Origin of the sequence: Pseudomonas shirazica (assembly GCF_015168335.1) — a bacterium.
Lineage (GTDB): Bacteria > Pseudomonadota > Gammaproteobacteria > Pseudomonadales > Pseudomonadaceae > Aquipseudomonas > Aquipseudomonas asiatica.
Map to the genome: position 1 here is coordinate 4,959,852 of NZ_CP063456.1, position 14,215 is coordinate 4,974,066.

General features: G+C 62.7%; 13 protein-coding genes. 6 read left to right on the plus strand and 7 right to left on the minus strand.

Annotated features, from left to right (window positions below; translation table 11 throughout):
* Positions 1-317: 317 nt before the first annotated feature.
* Complete coding sequence (locus IMX18_RS22910) at positions 318-1,694, minus strand: L-serine ammonia-lyase (protein WP_015268638.1); 1,377 nt, start codon at positions 1,692-1,694, stop codon at positions 318-320.
* Between the two features lie 453 nt (positions 1,695-2,147).
* Between IMX18_RS22910 and IMX18_RS22915 the strand changes: the two genes are divergently transcribed.
* From IMX18_RS22915 to choV, 3 genes are all read left to right on the plus strand, one after another.
* Positions 2,148-3,095, plus strand: coding sequence for a choline ABC transporter substrate-binding protein (locus IMX18_RS22915; RefSeq protein WP_015268637.1), 948 nt, complete (start codon positions 2,148-2,150; stop codon positions 3,093-3,095).
* Positions 3,096-3,176: 81 nt separating this feature from the next.
* Positions 3,177-4,025 carry a choline ABC transporter permease subunit gene (gene choW, locus IMX18_RS22920; RefSeq protein ID WP_169774667.1) on the plus strand — a complete coding sequence of 283 codons (849 nt, stop codon included), beginning with the start codon at positions 3,177-3,179 and terminating at the stop codon, positions 4,023-4,025.
* On the plus strand, positions 4,022-5,200 hold the full coding sequence (gene choV, locus IMX18_RS22925) for a choline ABC transporter ATP-binding protein (protein WP_003257485.1): 1,179 nt from the start codon (positions 4,022-4,024) through the stop codon (positions 5,198-5,200). The genes choW and choV overlap by 4 nt, the downstream gene beginning before the upstream one ends.
* A 120-nt stretch (positions 5,201-5,320) precedes the next feature.
* On the opposite strand, the gene hisF is transcribed toward choV, so the two are convergent.
* The 6 genes from hisF to IMX18_RS22955 all read right to left on the minus strand — a co-directional run bounded on the left by hisF (position 5,321) and on the right by IMX18_RS22955 (position 10,305).
* Entirely contained in the window at positions 5,321-6,091 is a 771-nt protein-coding gene (gene hisF, locus IMX18_RS22930) for an imidazole glycerol phosphate synthase subunit HisF (protein WP_013970495.1), read from the minus strand.
* Between the two features lie 10 nt (positions 6,092-6,101).
* On the minus strand, positions 6,102-6,839 hold the full coding sequence (hisA, locus tag IMX18_RS22935; protein WP_015268636.1) for a 1-(5-phosphoribosyl)-5-[(5-phosphoribosylamino)methylideneamino]imidazole-4-carboxamide isomerase: 738 nt from the start codon (positions 6,837-6,839) through the stop codon (positions 6,102-6,104).
* Positions 6,840-6,866: 27 nt separating this feature from the next.
* On the minus strand, positions 6,867-7,127 hold the full coding sequence (locus tag IMX18_RS22940) for a DUF2164 domain-containing protein (protein WP_003257483.1): 261 nt from the start codon (positions 7,125-7,127) through the stop codon (positions 6,867-6,869).
* On the minus strand, positions 7,128-7,766 hold the full coding sequence (gene hisH / locus IMX18_RS22945; protein ID WP_013970493.1) for an imidazole glycerol phosphate synthase subunit HisH: 639 nt from the start codon (positions 7,764-7,766) through the stop codon (positions 7,128-7,130).
* Positions 7,767-8,360 carry an imidazoleglycerol-phosphate dehydratase HisB gene (gene hisB, locus IMX18_RS22950; RefSeq protein WP_003255736.1) on the minus strand — a complete coding sequence of 198 codons (594 nt, stop codon included), beginning with the start codon at positions 8,358-8,360 and terminating at the stop codon, positions 7,767-7,769.
* A 283-nt stretch (positions 8,361-8,643) separates the two neighbouring features.
* Entirely contained in the window at positions 8,644-10,305 is a 1,662-nt protein-coding gene (locus IMX18_RS22955) for an OFA family MFS transporter (RefSeq protein WP_061303823.1), read from the minus strand.
* 305 nt (positions 10,306-10,610) lie between these two features.
* On the opposite strand from IMX18_RS22955, the gene IMX18_RS22960 reads away from it, so the two are divergent.
* The 3 genes from IMX18_RS22960 to IMX18_RS22970 are packed head-to-tail and all read left to right on the plus strand — an operon-like array spanning position 10,611 to position 14,190.
* Positions 10,611-12,857, plus strand: coding sequence for an AsmA family protein (locus IMX18_RS22960; RefSeq protein ID WP_191472015.1), 2,247 nt, complete (start codon positions 10,611-10,613; stop codon positions 12,855-12,857).
* Complete coding sequence (mutY, locus tag IMX18_RS22965; protein ID WP_015268633.1) at positions 12,854-13,921, plus strand: A/G-specific adenine glycosylase; 1,068 nt, start codon at positions 12,854-12,856, stop codon at positions 13,919-13,921. Before IMX18_RS22960 ends, mutY begins: the two co-directional genes overlap by 4 nt.
* Positions 13,918-14,190: an oxidative damage protection protein gene (locus IMX18_RS22970; protein WP_003257478.1), complete on the plus strand. Its 273-nt coding sequence runs from the start codon at positions 13,918-13,920 to the stop codon at positions 14,188-14,190. The genes mutY and IMX18_RS22970 overlap by 4 nt, the downstream gene beginning before the upstream one ends.
* Positions 14,191-14,215 lie beyond the last annotated feature (25 nt).

Here is a 14,215-nt window from a genome sequence, read left to right on the forward strand (position 1 = left end):
AAAAAACCTGAAAACGACGCCTTTGTTAGGCAAATCAGGTGCTTTGATCGAGTTGGTCAATCATCGTAGAACGGGCGTGCTAGGCGGTGTGCGTGGAATGGCTGAGCAATTTGGTGACACGCGCAGTGTAGGATGCCCAGAAACGACACTCTTGAGTGTCACCGACAATGCCCGCACTGATTACGACACCCGACGATTGGTATGCGTCGCGCTGCACCATAAGGATGCATTGGGGGGGCTGTGCTGCACCTGCGTCAAACTCAAGGGCCTCTTCACGGTTTCACCCGCGAAGAGGCCCTTGAGTTCCGGTCAAGCTATCAGCACTCGATCGCGCTGACCGCCAAACCACCGCGCGAAGTCTCTTTATACTTGTCGTGCATGTCGGCCCCGGTATCGCGCATGGTGCGGATCACCTGGTCGAGGGAAATGAAGTGCTCGCCGTCACCACGCAAGGCCATCTGCACTGCGTTGATGGCCTTGACCGCAGCAATAGCGTTGCGCTCGATGCACGGCACCTGCACCAATCCGCCAACCGGGTCGCAGGTCAGGCCCAGGTTGTGCTCCAGGGCGATCTCGGCAGCGTTCTCCACCTGTGGCGGGGTCGCGCCCAGCACTTCGGCAAGACCCGCCGCTGCCATGGCGCAAGCCGAGCCGACTTCCCCCTGGCAACCCACTTCGGCACCAGAGATCGAGGCGTTCTTCTTGCACAGGATGCCCACCGCGGCAGCACCGAGGAAGAAGTCGACCACGCTGGACTCGTCCACCGCATCGCTGAAGCGCATGTAGTAGTGCAACACCGCCGGGATGATGCCCGCCGCACCGTTGGTCGGTGCGGTAACCATACGCCCCCCGGCAGCGTTTTCTTCATTGACCGCCAAGGCGAACAGGTTGACCCACTCCATGGCGCTCATGGTCGAGCCGATCACGTTGGGTTTGCCGATTTCCTGCAGGCTGCGGTGCAGCTTGGCGGCGCGGCGGCGCACGTTCAATCCGCCGGGCAGCGTGCCTTCGTACTTGAGGCCGTTGTTGACGCATTCCTGCATGGCTTCCCAGAGCTTGTGCAGGCCGGCGCGGATCTCTTCCTCGCTGCGCCAGACCTTCTCGTTGGCCATCATCAATTGCGACACGCTGAGGTCGTTTTGCTTGCACAGGCGCAGCAGTTCGGCAGCGCTATTGAAATCGTACGGCAGCACCGTCTGGTCAGCATCCAGCACGCCGCTGGCGGCCTGGGCGGCATCGACCACGAAGCCGCCACCCACCGAGTAGTAGGTGTCGCGGTGCAGCTCGCCCTGTTCGCCTTCGGCAACCAGGGTCATGGCGTTGGGGTGGTACGGCAAATTCTCGTCCAGCAACAGCATGTCGCGGGCCCAGACGAATTCGATGGGCAGGCGGCTGTCCAGCTGCAGGGTGTTGGTTTCGCGCAGGTCGGCTATACGCGGCGCGATCTGGGTCGGGTCGATGGCGTCAGGCCATTCACCCATCAAGCCCATGATGGTGGCATTGTCGGTGCCGTGCCCCACACCTGTGGCCGACAGCGAGCCATACAGGCGCACTTCGATCCGCTTCACACGTTCCAGCTCGCCGCGTTCGCGCAGGCCCTGGACGAACAGGGCGCCAGCACGCATGGGGCCTACGGTGTGGGAGCTGGAGGGCCCGACACCGATCTTGAACAGGTCGAACACGCTGATGGCCATTGTCGAATCACCTCTTGCTGGGCTTGTCTCTGCGCGCCATGCGCAGGGCGGGGTAACTGCTAGGCTGAAGCAGCGGGCCGCCTTGAATGCACGCATCATCGGGCTTTTACCAACCCCCTCGCCGTCTGCAACCGACGTACTTTTGTCCAGCAGCGCCGCGCTGTTTTCAACCGGGGAGCTGCCCTTGCCACGCCGCTTTACGGCGGCCTGGTGACGTAAAAATGCGGCTGAGGGGGTGGAAAAATCCATAAACGACATCGCCCATACTGGATACGACCCGTTCCGTACTGGTTACGACCCCACCAGTAGGCGATTGCACGGCGCTGGAGGATTATCGAAAGCGACTCGTAAAGCACGGCCACGCATCCTGCCCTCTGCAGGCCTGGTCGACCGGACCCTGAGAAAGCCCGGCGACCCACGCGAACCCGAAGACAAAATCACAGGAGTCCATCCATGAAAGGTTCACCCTCGCTGTTGCTGGTTGCGTTGCTGTCCGCGCCTTTGCTGGCCCAGGCCGCCGAACCCGAGCAATGCAAGACGGTACGGTTCTCGGATGTCGGCTGGACCGACATCACGGTCACCACCGCGACCACCAGCGTTGTGCTCGAAGCACTGGGTTACAAGACCCACACCACCATGATCTCGGTACCGGTGACCTACAAGTCGCTGGCCACCGGCAAGGACCTGGACGTGTTTCTCGGCAACTGGATGCCGACCATGGAGAACGACATCAAGCAGTATCGCGACGCCGGCACCGTGGAAACCGTGCGCGCCAACCTGGAAAACGCCAAGTACACCCTGGCCGTGCCCCAGGCGCTTTATGACAAGGGCCTGAAGGATTTCAGCGACATTCCCAAGTTCAAGCAGGAACTGGACGGCAAGATCTACGGCATCGAGCCCGGCAACGATGGCAACCGCACCATCCAGAGCATGATCGACAAGAACGCCTTCGGCCTGAAGGACGCCGGATTCAAGATCGTTCAGTCCAGCGAGGCCGGCATGCTGTCGCAGGTCGACCGCGCGCAGAAACGCGGCGAGGCCATCGTGTTCCTCGGCTGGGAACCGCACCCGATGAACACCCGCTTCAAGATGCAGTACCTGACCGGCGGAGACGAATTCTTCGGCCCCGACTTCGGCAAGGCGACCGTATTGACCAACACCCGCAAGGGCTATGTGCAGGAATGCAGCAACGTTGGCCAGCTGTTGAAGAACCTGTCGTTCGAGCTCAAGGATGAAAGCACCATGATGGGCTATGTCCTGGACGACAAGATGAAACCCGAGGCGGCTGCCAAGAAGTGGCTCAAGGACAACCCTGGCAAACTGGATGCCTGGCTGGCCGGCGTAACCACCGTGGATGGCAAACCCGGCCTTGAGGCGGCCAAGGCCAAGCTGACGCAATAACGAAATACGCAATAGCGCTACCTCGGGGCAGGACCGTGCCTGCCCCGGGTTGAGTTCAATCTATGCAGGTGGAAGCTCGCTATCATGCTTATCGATCAGAAAATACCCCTGGGCCAGTACATCGCGTCGTTCGTCGAGTGGCTGACCCAGAACGGCGCGAATTACTTCGACGCCATCGCGCAAGGCCTGGAGTTCATGATCCATGGCGTAACCAGTGCCCTGACTTTCTTCAATCCGTTCGTGCTCATCGCTCTGTTCGCCGCCCTGGCGCATTTCATCCAGCGCAAGTGGGCGCTGACCGCATTCGTCGCCCTGTCGTTCCTGCTGATCCTCAACCTGGGTTACTGGCAGGAAACCATGGAAACCCTGGCGCAGGTCACCTTCGCCACGGTGGTTTGCGTGGCCATCGGCGTGCCACTGGGCATCGTCGCCGCGCACAAACCGATGTTCTATACCGCCATGCGCCCGGTACTCGACCTGATGCAGACGGTACCTACCTTCGTCTACCTGATCCCCACCCTGACCCTGTTCGGCCTGGGTGTGGTGCCGGGGCTGATCTCGACAGTGGTGTTTGCCATCGCCGCGCCAATCCGTCTCACCTATCTGGGCATCTGCGACGTCCCGCAGGAGCTGATGGATGCCGGCAAGGCCTTTGGCTGCTCACGGCGCCAGCTGCTCACCCGTATCGAACTGCCGCACGCGATGCCAAGCATCGCCGCCGGCGTTACCCAGTGCATCATGCTGTCGCTATCGATGGTGGTGATCGCCGCCCTGGTCGGCGCTGACGGCCTGGGCAAACCTGTGGTCAACGCACTGAACACCGCCGATATTTCCCTGGGCTTCGAAGCGGGCCTGGCAATCGTGCTGCTGGCGATCATGCTCGACCGTATCTGCAAGCAACCGGACCTGCCGGTAAGGGGTGAAGCATGAGCATCATTCGTTTCGAAGACGTCGACGTCATCTTCTCCAACAAGCCGCGCGAAGCGCTGGCACTGCTCGACCAAGGCCAGACCCGCGAGCAGATTCTCAAGCAGACCGGCCTGGTGGTGGGTGTCGAGAAGGCCAACCTGGATATCCAGAAGGGCGAGATCTGCGTGCTGATGGGCCTGTCCGGCTCGGGCAAGTCGAGTTTGCTGCGCTGCATCAACGGCCTCAACACCGTCAGCCGCGGCAAGCTGTTCGTCGAGCACGAAGGCAAGCACATCGATATTGCCCACTGCACCCCGGCCGAACTGAAGATGATGCGCACCAAGCGCATTGCCATGGTGTTCCAGAAATTCGCCCTGATGCCCTGGCTGACGGTGCGCGAGAACATCAGCTTTGGCCTGGAAATGCAGGGCCGCCCCGAGAAGGAACGACGCAAGCTGGTAGACGAGAAGCTCGAACTGGTGGGCCTGACCCAGTGGCGCAACAAGAAGCCGGACGAACTGTCTGGCGGCATGCAGCAGCGCGTGGGCCTGGCCCGGGCGCTGGCGATGGATGCCGACATCCTGCTGATGGACGAACCGTTCTCGGCACTGGACCCGCTGATCCGCCAGGGCCTGCAAGACGAGTTGCTGGGCCTGCAGGCCAAGCTGAGCAAGACCATCGTGTTCGTCAGCCACGACCTGGACGAGGCGCTGAAACTGGGTAGCCGCATCGCCATCATGAAGGACGGGCGGATCATCCAGTACAGCAAGCCGGAAGAGATCGTGCTCAACCCGGCCGACGAGTATGTGCGTACATTTGTCGCCCATACCAACCCACTGAACGTGCTGTGCGGGCGCAGCCTGATGCGCAGCCTGGACAACTGCAAGCGGGTGAACGGTTCGGTGTGCCTGGACCCGGGCATCGACTCGTGGCTGGACCTTGGCGAAGGTGGCTCGATCAAGCGCGCACGCCAGGGGCAGAACGGGCTTGACCTGCAGAACTGGGCACCAGGGCAGGATGTGGAGCTGCTGGGCCGCCGCCCAACGTTGGTAAATGCCGATATCGGAATGCGCGAGGCGCTACAGATTCGTTATCAGACCGGCAACAAGCTGGTGTTGCAGGATAACGACAAGGTGGTGGGGATACTTGGGGATACCGAGCTTTATCACGCATTGCTCGGCAAGAACCACGGCTGATGCCATTGGGGCCGCTTTGCGGCCCTTTCGCGACACAAGGCCGCTCCTACAGGGGAACGCATATCCCTGTAGGGGCGGCCTTGTGTCGCGAAAGGAGGGCAAAGCCCTCCCAACAATGGGTCAGCGAACGACGATCCCGCGCGAAGCCATGTAGGCCTTGGCTTCCGGCACCGTGTACTCACCGAAGTGGAAGATACTGGCAGCCAGCACCGCACTGGCATGCCCTTCCAGAATGCCGTCAGCCAAGTGCTGCAGGTTACCCACACCGCCCGAAGCAATCACCGGAATACCCAGCGCATCACTGATCGCACGGGTAACACCCAGGTCGAAGCCGTTCTTCATGCCGTCCTGATCCATGCTGGTCAGCAGGATCTCGCCAGCACCCAGGCCTTCCATCTTCTTCGCCCATTCAACGGCATCCAGCCCGGTCGGCTTGCGCCCGCCGTGGGTGAAGATTTCCCAGCGTGGTTCTTCGCCAGGCCCGGACACCTTCTTGGCATCAATGGCGACGACGATGCACTGCGAACCGAAACGGTCCGCGGCCTCGCCGACAAACTCTGGGTTGAACACCGCGGCCGTGTTGATCGAGACCTTGTCGGCACCGGCATTGAGCAGGTTGCGGATGTCCTGCACGGTGCGCACGCCACCGCCCACGGTCAGCGGGATGAACACCTGGCTGGCCATGCGCTCGACGGTATGCAGGGTAGTGTCGCGGCCGTCGACGCTGGCAGTGATGTCGAGGAAGGTGATTTCGTCGGCACCTTGCTCGTCGTAGCGACGGGCGATTTCCACCGGGTCGCCAGCATCACGGATGTTCTCGAACTTGACGCCCTTGACCACCCGGCCGTTGTCCACGTCCAGGCAAGGGATGATGCGCTTGGCCAGTGCCATGGTTCAGTCCTCAGCCTTGGTAGTTGTCGCAGAAGGTCTGGGCCTCGGCGACATCGAGGGTGCCTTCGTAGATGGCACGGCCGGTGATGGCGCCGATGATGCCCGGGGCCTTGGCGTCCAGCAGGGCCTTGATGTCGCCCAGATTGTGGATGCCGCCCGAGGCGATCACCGGGATCGAAGTGGCTTCTGCCAGCGCCTTGGTGAACGGCACGTTGCAGCCTTGCATCATGCCGTCCTTGGCGATGTCGGTGTAGACGATCGCCGAGACGCCATCGGCCTCGAAACGCTTGGCCAGGTCGATGACCTGAACCGAGCTCACTTCAGCCCAGCCGTCGGTGGCGACAAAGCCGTCCTTGGCGTCCAGGCCAACGATGACCTTGCCCGGGAAGGCCTTGCACGCTTCGGCAACGAACTCTGGCTGCTTGACCGCCTTGGTGCCGATGATCACGTAGCTGACGCCAGCCTTGACGTAGTGCTCGATGGTTTCCAGCGAGCGGATGCCACCGCCGATCTGGATCGGCAGGGTCGGGTAGCGCTTGGCAATGGCGGTGACCACTTCACCGTTGACCGGCTGGCCTTCGAAGGCGCCGTTGAGGTCGACCAGGTGCAGGCGGCGGCAGCCACCCTCGACCCACTTGGCGGCCATGCTCACCGGGTCGTCGGAAAATACCGTGGAGTCTTCCATGCGGCCCTGGCGCAGGCGCACGCAGGCACCGTCCTTCAGATCGATAGCGGGGATAATCAGCATCTTGGGAACCTGTCTGTTCTTGGGGTTTCAGGGCTTCTCGAGCGCCCACAGATCGCTTTCGATGCTCTCGAACCGCTCCTTGAGGTGCAGCTGAACATCGGCAATCGCCCTGTTGTAGTAAAGGGGTGCAATTTCTTTGCTGAACAGTTCGAGGACTTCGGCCACTTCGAACGACCCCAGCTCCAGCTCGAAACGATCTTCGAGGAAGCGCTTGAGCGTGTGCAGCGCTTCGCGCTCCTGCTCGGGGGCCAGGGTGATGACCGGGGCCTTGGTCTTCGACCTGCTCATTTACCAGCGCCCGTCCCAGGCGACGAAGTTCTGCAGCAGCTGCAGGCCATGGGTATGGCTCTTCTCCGGGTGGAACTGCACGGCAAAGCGCGAGCCATCGGCCAGTGCAGCGGCGAAATCGACACCGTAATGGCCGCGGCCGACCACCTGGGCCGGCTTGCCGGCATTGATGTAATAGCTGTGCACGAAGTAGAACCGCGCACGGTCGGGGATGTCGTGCCACAGCGGGTGGTCGTTGGTCTGGCCGACTTCGTTCCAGCCCATGTGCGGCACCTTCAGGTGCTCGCCGTCTTCCTGCAGGTCTTTGCCGAAGAAGCGAACCTGGCCGGGGAACAGGCCGATACAGTCGACACCGTCGTTTTCTTCGCTGTGGTCGAGCAGTGCCTGCATACCCACGCAGATGCCGAGGAACGGGCGGTCCTGGCTGACTTCACGCACCAGGCTGTCGAAGCCCAGGCGGCGGATTTCTGCCATGCAGTCGCGAATCGCGCCCACGCCCGGGAATACCACGCGGTCGGCTTCGCGGATGACCGTGGCATCACTGGTGACCAGTACCTTGCCGGCACCTACATGCTCGAGCGCCTTGGCCACCGAGTGCAGGTTGCCCATGCCATAGTCGATTACGGCTACCGTCTGCATTTACAGGCACCCTTTGGTGGAAGGCATCTGCCCGGCCATGCGCTCGTCGAGGGTAATGGCCATGCGCAGGGCGCGGCCGAAAGCCTTGAACACGGTCTCGATCTGGTGGTGGGTGTTGTGGCCACGCAGGTTGTCGATGTGCAGGGTGACCAGGGCGTGGTTGACGAAGCCCTGGAAGAACTCCTGGAACAGGTCGACATCGAAGCCACCGACGCTGGCGCGGGTGTACGGCACATGCATCTGCAGGCCCGGGCGACCGGAGAAGTCGATGACCACGCGCGACAGCGCTTCGTCCAGCGGCACATAGGCGTGGCCGTAGCGGAAGATGCCCTTCTTGTCACCGATGGCCTGGGCAAATGCCATGCCCAGGGTGATGCCGACGTCTTCGACGGTATGGTGATCGTCGATATGCGTGTCACCCTTGCACTCGATATCCAGATCGATCAGCCCATGGCGGGCAATCTGGTCCAGCATGTGTTCAAGGAAAGGCACACCGATATCGAATCGGGCCTTGCCACTGCCATCGAGGTTGATCGAGCACTTGACCTGGGTTTCCAGGGTATTGCGCTCGACGGAAGCCTTACGTTCGACCATCACCAGCTCCGCAAAATCATTAGGCGAAAAGGGCTTCATTATAGGCCTAGAACGCGCCGGCTTGAAACGCGGATGACATATGGCAAAACGCGGAATTACGCAGGCTGGATACCGTTACAGGTCTATACAACCGCATGGCTTGGGGCTGCTTTGCAGCCCATCGCCGGCAAGCCAGCTCCCACAGGGGCCTCACAATCTTCCAGGCCTGTAGCATACCTGTGGGAGCTGGCTTGCCGGCGATAGGGCTAGTACAGCCAGCAAAGTCAGCCGGTTTTACCACTGATCAATGGAACAGCACAGCCGTCTTCTGCAGGGTAATCCAAACGCCCCAGGCCAACGGCACGACCACCACTGCCCAGGCCAGCAGCACCAGCGGCAGGCTACCCGGCGCCGCCTTCCACTCCAGCGAGCGCGCCCCGTCGGCGCCCTTGTCATGGCTCAACGCCCGCTCGGCAGCCAGTTCGGCATCGCTCATGAAATGCTTGTCGGCCACCGGTCGCACCAGCATGTTGCAGACAAAGCCCAGCACCAGCAGGCCGGCGAGGATGTACAGGGTCATGTCATAAGCAGCCGCACGCTCCACCCCGGCCGCCAACTGGTACTCGCGCAGGTAGGTGATAAGCACCGGCCCCAGCACCCCCGCCGCCGCCCAGGCGGTCAGCAGGCGGCCATGAATGGCGCCGACCATCTGCGTGCCGAACAGGTCGGCCAGGTAGGCCGGTACCGTGGCAAAACCACCACCGTACATCGACAGGATGATGCAGAACGCCGCCACGAACAGCGCCACGTTACCCAGGTGCCCCATGTTCGGCACCAGGCTGTACAAGCCCACGCCCAGGGCAAAGAAGGCGAAATAGGTGTTCTTGCGGCCAATGTAGTCCGAGAACGACGCCCAGAAGAACCGGCCGCCGATGTTGAACAGGCTCAGCAGGCCGGTGAAGCCGGCGGCGATCGCGGCAATCTGCGCCAGCTGGGCGCTGTTCAGCTCGCTGAAGCTCAGCCCGTTGCCCAGCAGCTTGCCGGCGAACACTTCCTGCAGCAACGGCGAAGCCATGCCGAGGATGCCGATACCCGCTGACACGTTCAGGCACAGCACCAGCCAGATCAGCGCGAACTGCGGGGTCTTCCAGGCCACGCTGACGTGCACGTGGCGGTCGGTGACCATGGTGTTGCCAGCTTTCTTCACTGGGGCGCTCCAGCCTTCGGGCTTCCAGCCGGTTGGCGGTACGCGATACGCCAGGGCACCGGCGGTCATGAACACGAAGTAGATCGCCGCCATGACGACGAAGCTCTGCCACACGCCCACTTCCTGCGCATTGCCGAAATGGCCCATCAGCGCGGTGGCCAGTGGTGCACCGACCATGGCCCCGCCACCGAAGCCCATGATCGCCATGCCGGTGGCCATGCCGCGCTTGTCCGGGAACCACTTGATCAAGGTCGACACCGGCGAGATGTAGCCCAGGCCCAGGCCGATACCCCCGATTACGCCGGAACCCAGCCACATCAGCCACAGCTGATGGGTTTTCACGCCAATCGCCGAAATCAGCATGCCACCGCACCAGCACAGCGCCGACACCAGGCCGGCCTTGCGCGGGCCGGCGTGTTCCAGCCAACCACCCAGCACGGCCGCCGAGCAACCGAGGAAGACGAAGAACAGGGTGTAGATCCAGCTCAGCATGGAAATCGGCCAATCGCATTCGGCGCTGAACATACGGGCCATGAAGCCCATGTCCGCCGCGCAGACGACCGGGGCGGTGATGCCTAGGGCTTGCGACAGCGGCAGCCAGAACACCGAGAAGCCATAGGCCATGCCGATGCACAGGTGGATGGCAAGGGCGGCCGGTGGGACCAGCCAGCGGTTGAAGCCCGGACGGGCGATGATGCGCTCCTTCGACAGGAAGCCTGGCGCACTGGCCAAGGTCCCCGCCGCGACGGTACTGCTCATGGATCAGATCCTTCTTATAGGGAGGGTGCAGGCAAAGCGGCGCAAGGGTAGCAGTATCAAATAGCGTGAAAGCAATCTGATATCGTTAATTTTTGCTCGGCTGAAACGGTCATGTTGCCTATACCGGCGATAGGGCCAGTACAGGCCACACATTCGGAACTGACAAAATCATGGCTGTCGAAAGCCGTACCATCTGCTGTACGCGTAGGAAATGCCCCGTATCTCTAGTCGAATACGCAGGGGTAACCACTGCGGCGCTATACTCTGGCGCTTGAATTTAAAAAACGGACTACAAGGACTCGCCCATGAAAGCGTTCGGCAAAATCCTGGGACTTGGGCTTCTCGGGTTGCTGCTGATCATCGTGGCGCTGGGCTTCGCCCTGACCCACCTCTTCGATCCCAACGACTACAAAGACGAGATTCGCCAGCTGGCACGTGACAAGGCTCACGTCGAGCTGACCCTCAACGGTGACATTGGCTGGAGTCTGTTCCCGTGGCTGGGCCTGGAGTTGCACGATGCGAGCATCGCCACCTTGAACAAACCCAAGGAGCCCTTCGCCGACCTGCAGATGCTCGGGCTTTCTGTACGTGTGCTGCCACTGCTGCGCCGCGAAGTGCAGATGAGCGACGTGCGCGTCGAGGGCCTGAACCTGACCCTGGCCCGTGACGAACAGGGCCATGGCAACTGGGAAGACATCGGCAAGCCGCTGCCCACGCAGAACGGCGCCAGTGCCGATGGGCAGGCCAGTGCTCCAGCCCAGGCACCGGCCGAACAGGCGTCGGCACCAGTCGCCAGCAATGAACGCGCCGTCAAGCTGGACATCGACAGCCTGACCGTGAACAACGCCCGCGTGCAATACACCGATGCCAAGACCGGCCAGAGCTACAGCGCCGAAAGCATCCAGCTGAGCACCGGCCCGGTCCACGAAGGGGCGAACATTCCACTCAAGGCCAGCGCCTTCCTCAGCGCCAGCCAGCCGAACATCAAGGCCCGCACCGAACTGGCCGGCGAGCTGCGCTTCGACCGCAAGCTCAAGCGCTACAACTTCGAAGACATGCGCCTGTCGGGCGAAACCTCGGGTGAGCCCACCGGCGGCAAGACCGTGACCTTCGCCGCCCAAGGCCAATTGCTGGTCGACCTGGCCGCCAATGTCGCCTCGTGGAACGGCCTGAAAGTCTCGGCCAACCAGCTGCGCGCCCTGGGCGAGCTGAACCTGCGAGACCTGGACAAGGCACCGCAGCTGAGCGGCGGCCTGTCCATCGCCCAGTTCGACCTGCGCACCTTCCTCGACAGCATCGGCCGCCCGCTGCCGGCCACCAACGACCCGGCGGCCTTCGCCAAGCTGGAACTGGTCACCCGCCTGCAGGGCACGCCGAACAGCCTGGCCCTGGAAGACCTGGCGGTGAAGCTGGACGACAGCACCTTCACTGGCCGCGTGGCCGTCGAAGACTTCGCCAAACAGGCCCTGCGCCTGCAGCTCAAGGGTGACACCTTCAACGCCGACCGCTACCTGCCGGCCAAGAGTGAAGAGGCCAAGGGCGCCACCGCCGCGCGTCAGGCCGAGGTCAAGCAACAGGAAGCCACCGCGGTCGCCGGCCCTGGCACCACGCCACTCCCCAACGCCCCGACCCAGGTCGCCTGGAGCGACGACAAGCTGCTGCCGGTCGACCGCCTGCGCGTCCTCGACCTGCAAGCCGACCTGGCCTTCGGTTCGCTGACCCTGGACAAACTGCCGATCGAAGACGCCCAGCTCAAGGCGATCGGCCAGGGCGGCCTGCTGACCCTGCAAACCCTGCGCGGTGAACTGTACAACGGCACCTTCGAGGCCAAGGGCACGGTCGATGTGCGCCCTGCCGTGCCGCAACTGGGCGTCAACACCAGCATCCAACGGGTGCCGGTGGAACACTTCATCAAGACCGAGGGCAAAGAGCAGACGCCACCGGTCAAAGGCCTGCTGACCCTGACCAGCGACCTGACCGCCACCGGCAACAGCCAGAAGGCCCTGGTCGACACCCTCAACGGCAACGCCAACTTTGTCATCAATGATGGCGTGCTGGTCAATGCCAACCTGGAACAGCAACTGTGCCAGGCCATCGCCACACTGAACCGCAAGCCCCTCAGTGGCGAGCCACGTGGCAAGGACACCCCCTTCCAGGAACTGCGAGGCAGCCTGGTGGTACGCAATGGCGTTGCCAGCAACCCGGACCTCAAGGCGCGTATCCCGGGCCTGACCGTCAACGGCCATGGTGACCTCGACCTGCGTGTACTGGGCATGGACTACAACGTCGGCGTGATCGTCGAGGGCGACCAGCGCGCCATGCCGGACCCGGCCTGCCAGGTCAATGAGCGCTTTGCCGGTGTCGAGATTCCGTTGCGCTGCCGCGGGCCGCTCGAGCTGGGCGCCAAGGCATGCCGCATGGACCGTGACGGCCTGGGCAAGGTAGCCGCCAAGCTTGCAGGCAACCGCCTGCAAGAAAAGATCGATGAGAAACTCGGAGACAAAGTGAATCCCGAACTGAAAGATGCGCTCAAGGGGCTGTTCAAGCGATGAGCCCCGAGCAGTTCTCCAGCGCTGTGCTGGATTGGTATGACGAACACGGCCGGCACGACCTGCCCTGGCAACAGGGCATCAACCCGTACCGGGTGTGGGTGTCGGAAATCATGTTGCAGCAGACCCAGGTCAGCACCGTACTCAACTACTTCGACCGCTTCATGCAGGCCCTGCCGACCGTGCAGGCCCTTGCCGAAGCGCCGGAGGACGAAGTGCTGCACCTGTGGACAGGCCTGGGTTATTACACCCGGGCACGCAACCTGCAAAAGGCCGCCAAGATCGTGGTCGCACAGCATGGCGGCGAATTCCCGCGGAGTGTCGAGCAGCTCACCGAGCTGCCCGGCATCGGCCGCTCCACCGCCGGCGCCATCGCCAGTATCAGCATGGGCATCCGCGCACCGATCCTCGACGGCAACGTCAAGCGCGTGCTCGCCCGCTACACCGCCCAGGCCGGCTACCCCGGCGAGCCCAAGGTGGCCAACCAGCTGTGGGCCACGGCCGAACGCTTTACCCCACAGCAGCGCGCCAACCACTACACCCAGGCGATGATGGACATGGGTGCCACGCTGTGCACCCGCAGCAAGCCCAGCTGCCTGATCTGCCCGCTGCAGCGCGGCTGCGAAGCGCACCTGCACGGTGAAGAAACCCGCTACCCCGAGCCCAAGCCGCGCAAGGCACTGCCGCAACGCCGCACGCTGATGCCGCTGCTGGCCAACAACGAAGGCGCCATCCTGCTTTACCGTCGCCCGTCCAGCGGCCTGTGGGGTGGTTTGTGGAGCCTGCCGGAACTGGACGACATTGCCCAGCTCGACGACCTGGCCTACCAGCACGGCCTGCGCCTGGCTGACAGCCGCGCCATGGACGGCCTGACCCATACCTTCAGCCACTTCCAGCTGGCGATCGAACCCTGGCTGGTGCGCGTCGACCCGGTCGGCCAGCACGTGGCCGAGGCCGACTGGCTCTGGTATAACCTCGCCACCCCGCCGCGCCTGGGCCTCGCCGCCCCGGTGAAAAAGCTGCTCAAACGCGCGGCCGACGAACTGATTGCAGGAGATGCCCGATGACCCGCACCGTGATGTGCCGCAAGTACAAAGAAGAACTGCCAGGCCTGGAGCGCCCGCCCTACCCCGGCGCCAAGGGCCAGGACATCTTCGAACACATCTCGCAGAAAGCCTGGGCCGACTGGCAGAAGCACCAGACCATGCTGATCAACGAAAAGCGCCTGAACATGATGAACGCCGAGGACCGCAAATTCCTCCAGGGCGAGATGGACAAGTTTTTCGCCGGCGAAGAATACGCCCAGGCGGAAGGCTACGTTCCACCCTCGGAATGACCCCACGGAACGTAAGCGACGGAAT

Bases quoted from the DNA above. Each gene is read 5' to 3' on its own strand.
- IMX18_RS22915 (WP_015268637.1), top strand. From the start codon at position 2,148: ATGAAAGGTTCACCCTCGCTGTTGCTGGTTGCGTTGCTGTCCGCGCCT.
- IMX18_RS22910 (WP_015268638.1), bottom strand. From the start codon at position 1,694: ATGGCCATCAGCGTGTTCGACCTGTTCAAGATCGGTGTCGGGCCCTCC.
- choV (WP_003257485.1), top strand. From the start codon at position 4,022: ATGAGCATCATTCGTTTCGAAGACGTCGACGTCATCTTCTCCAACAAG.
- IMX18_RS22940 (WP_003257483.1), bottom strand. From the start codon at position 7,127: ATGAGCAGGTCGAAGACCAAGGCCCCGGTCATCACCCTGGCCCCCGAG.
- hisA (WP_015268636.1), bottom strand. From the start codon at position 6,839: ATGCTGATTATCCCCGCTATCGATCTGAAGGACGGTGCCTGCGTGCGC.
- IMX18_RS22955 (WP_061303823.1), bottom strand. From the start codon at position 10,305: ATGAGCAGTACCGTCGCGGCGGGGACCTTGGCCAGTGCGCCAGGCTTC.
- IMX18_RS22960 (WP_191472015.1), top strand. From the start codon at position 10,611: ATGAAAGCGTTCGGCAAAATCCTGGGACTTGGGCTTCTCGGGTTGCTG.
- mutY (WP_015268633.1), top strand. From the start codon at position 12,854: ATGAGCCCCGAGCAGTTCTCCAGCGCTGTGCTGGATTGGTATGACGAA.
- hisB (WP_003255736.1), bottom strand. From the start codon at position 8,360: ATGGTCGAACGTAAGGCTTCCGTCGAGCGCAATACCCTGGAAACCCAG.
- hisF (WP_013970495.1), bottom strand. From the start codon at position 6,091: ATGGCACTGGCCAAGCGCATCATCCCTTGCCTGGACGTGGACAACGGC.
- IMX18_RS22970 (WP_003257478.1), top strand. From the start codon at position 13,918: ATGACCCGCACCGTGATGTGCCGCAAGTACAAAGAAGAACTGCCAGGC.
- hisH (WP_013970493.1), bottom strand. From the start codon at position 7,766: ATGCAGACGGTAGCCGTAATCGACTATGGCATGGGCAACCTGCACTCG.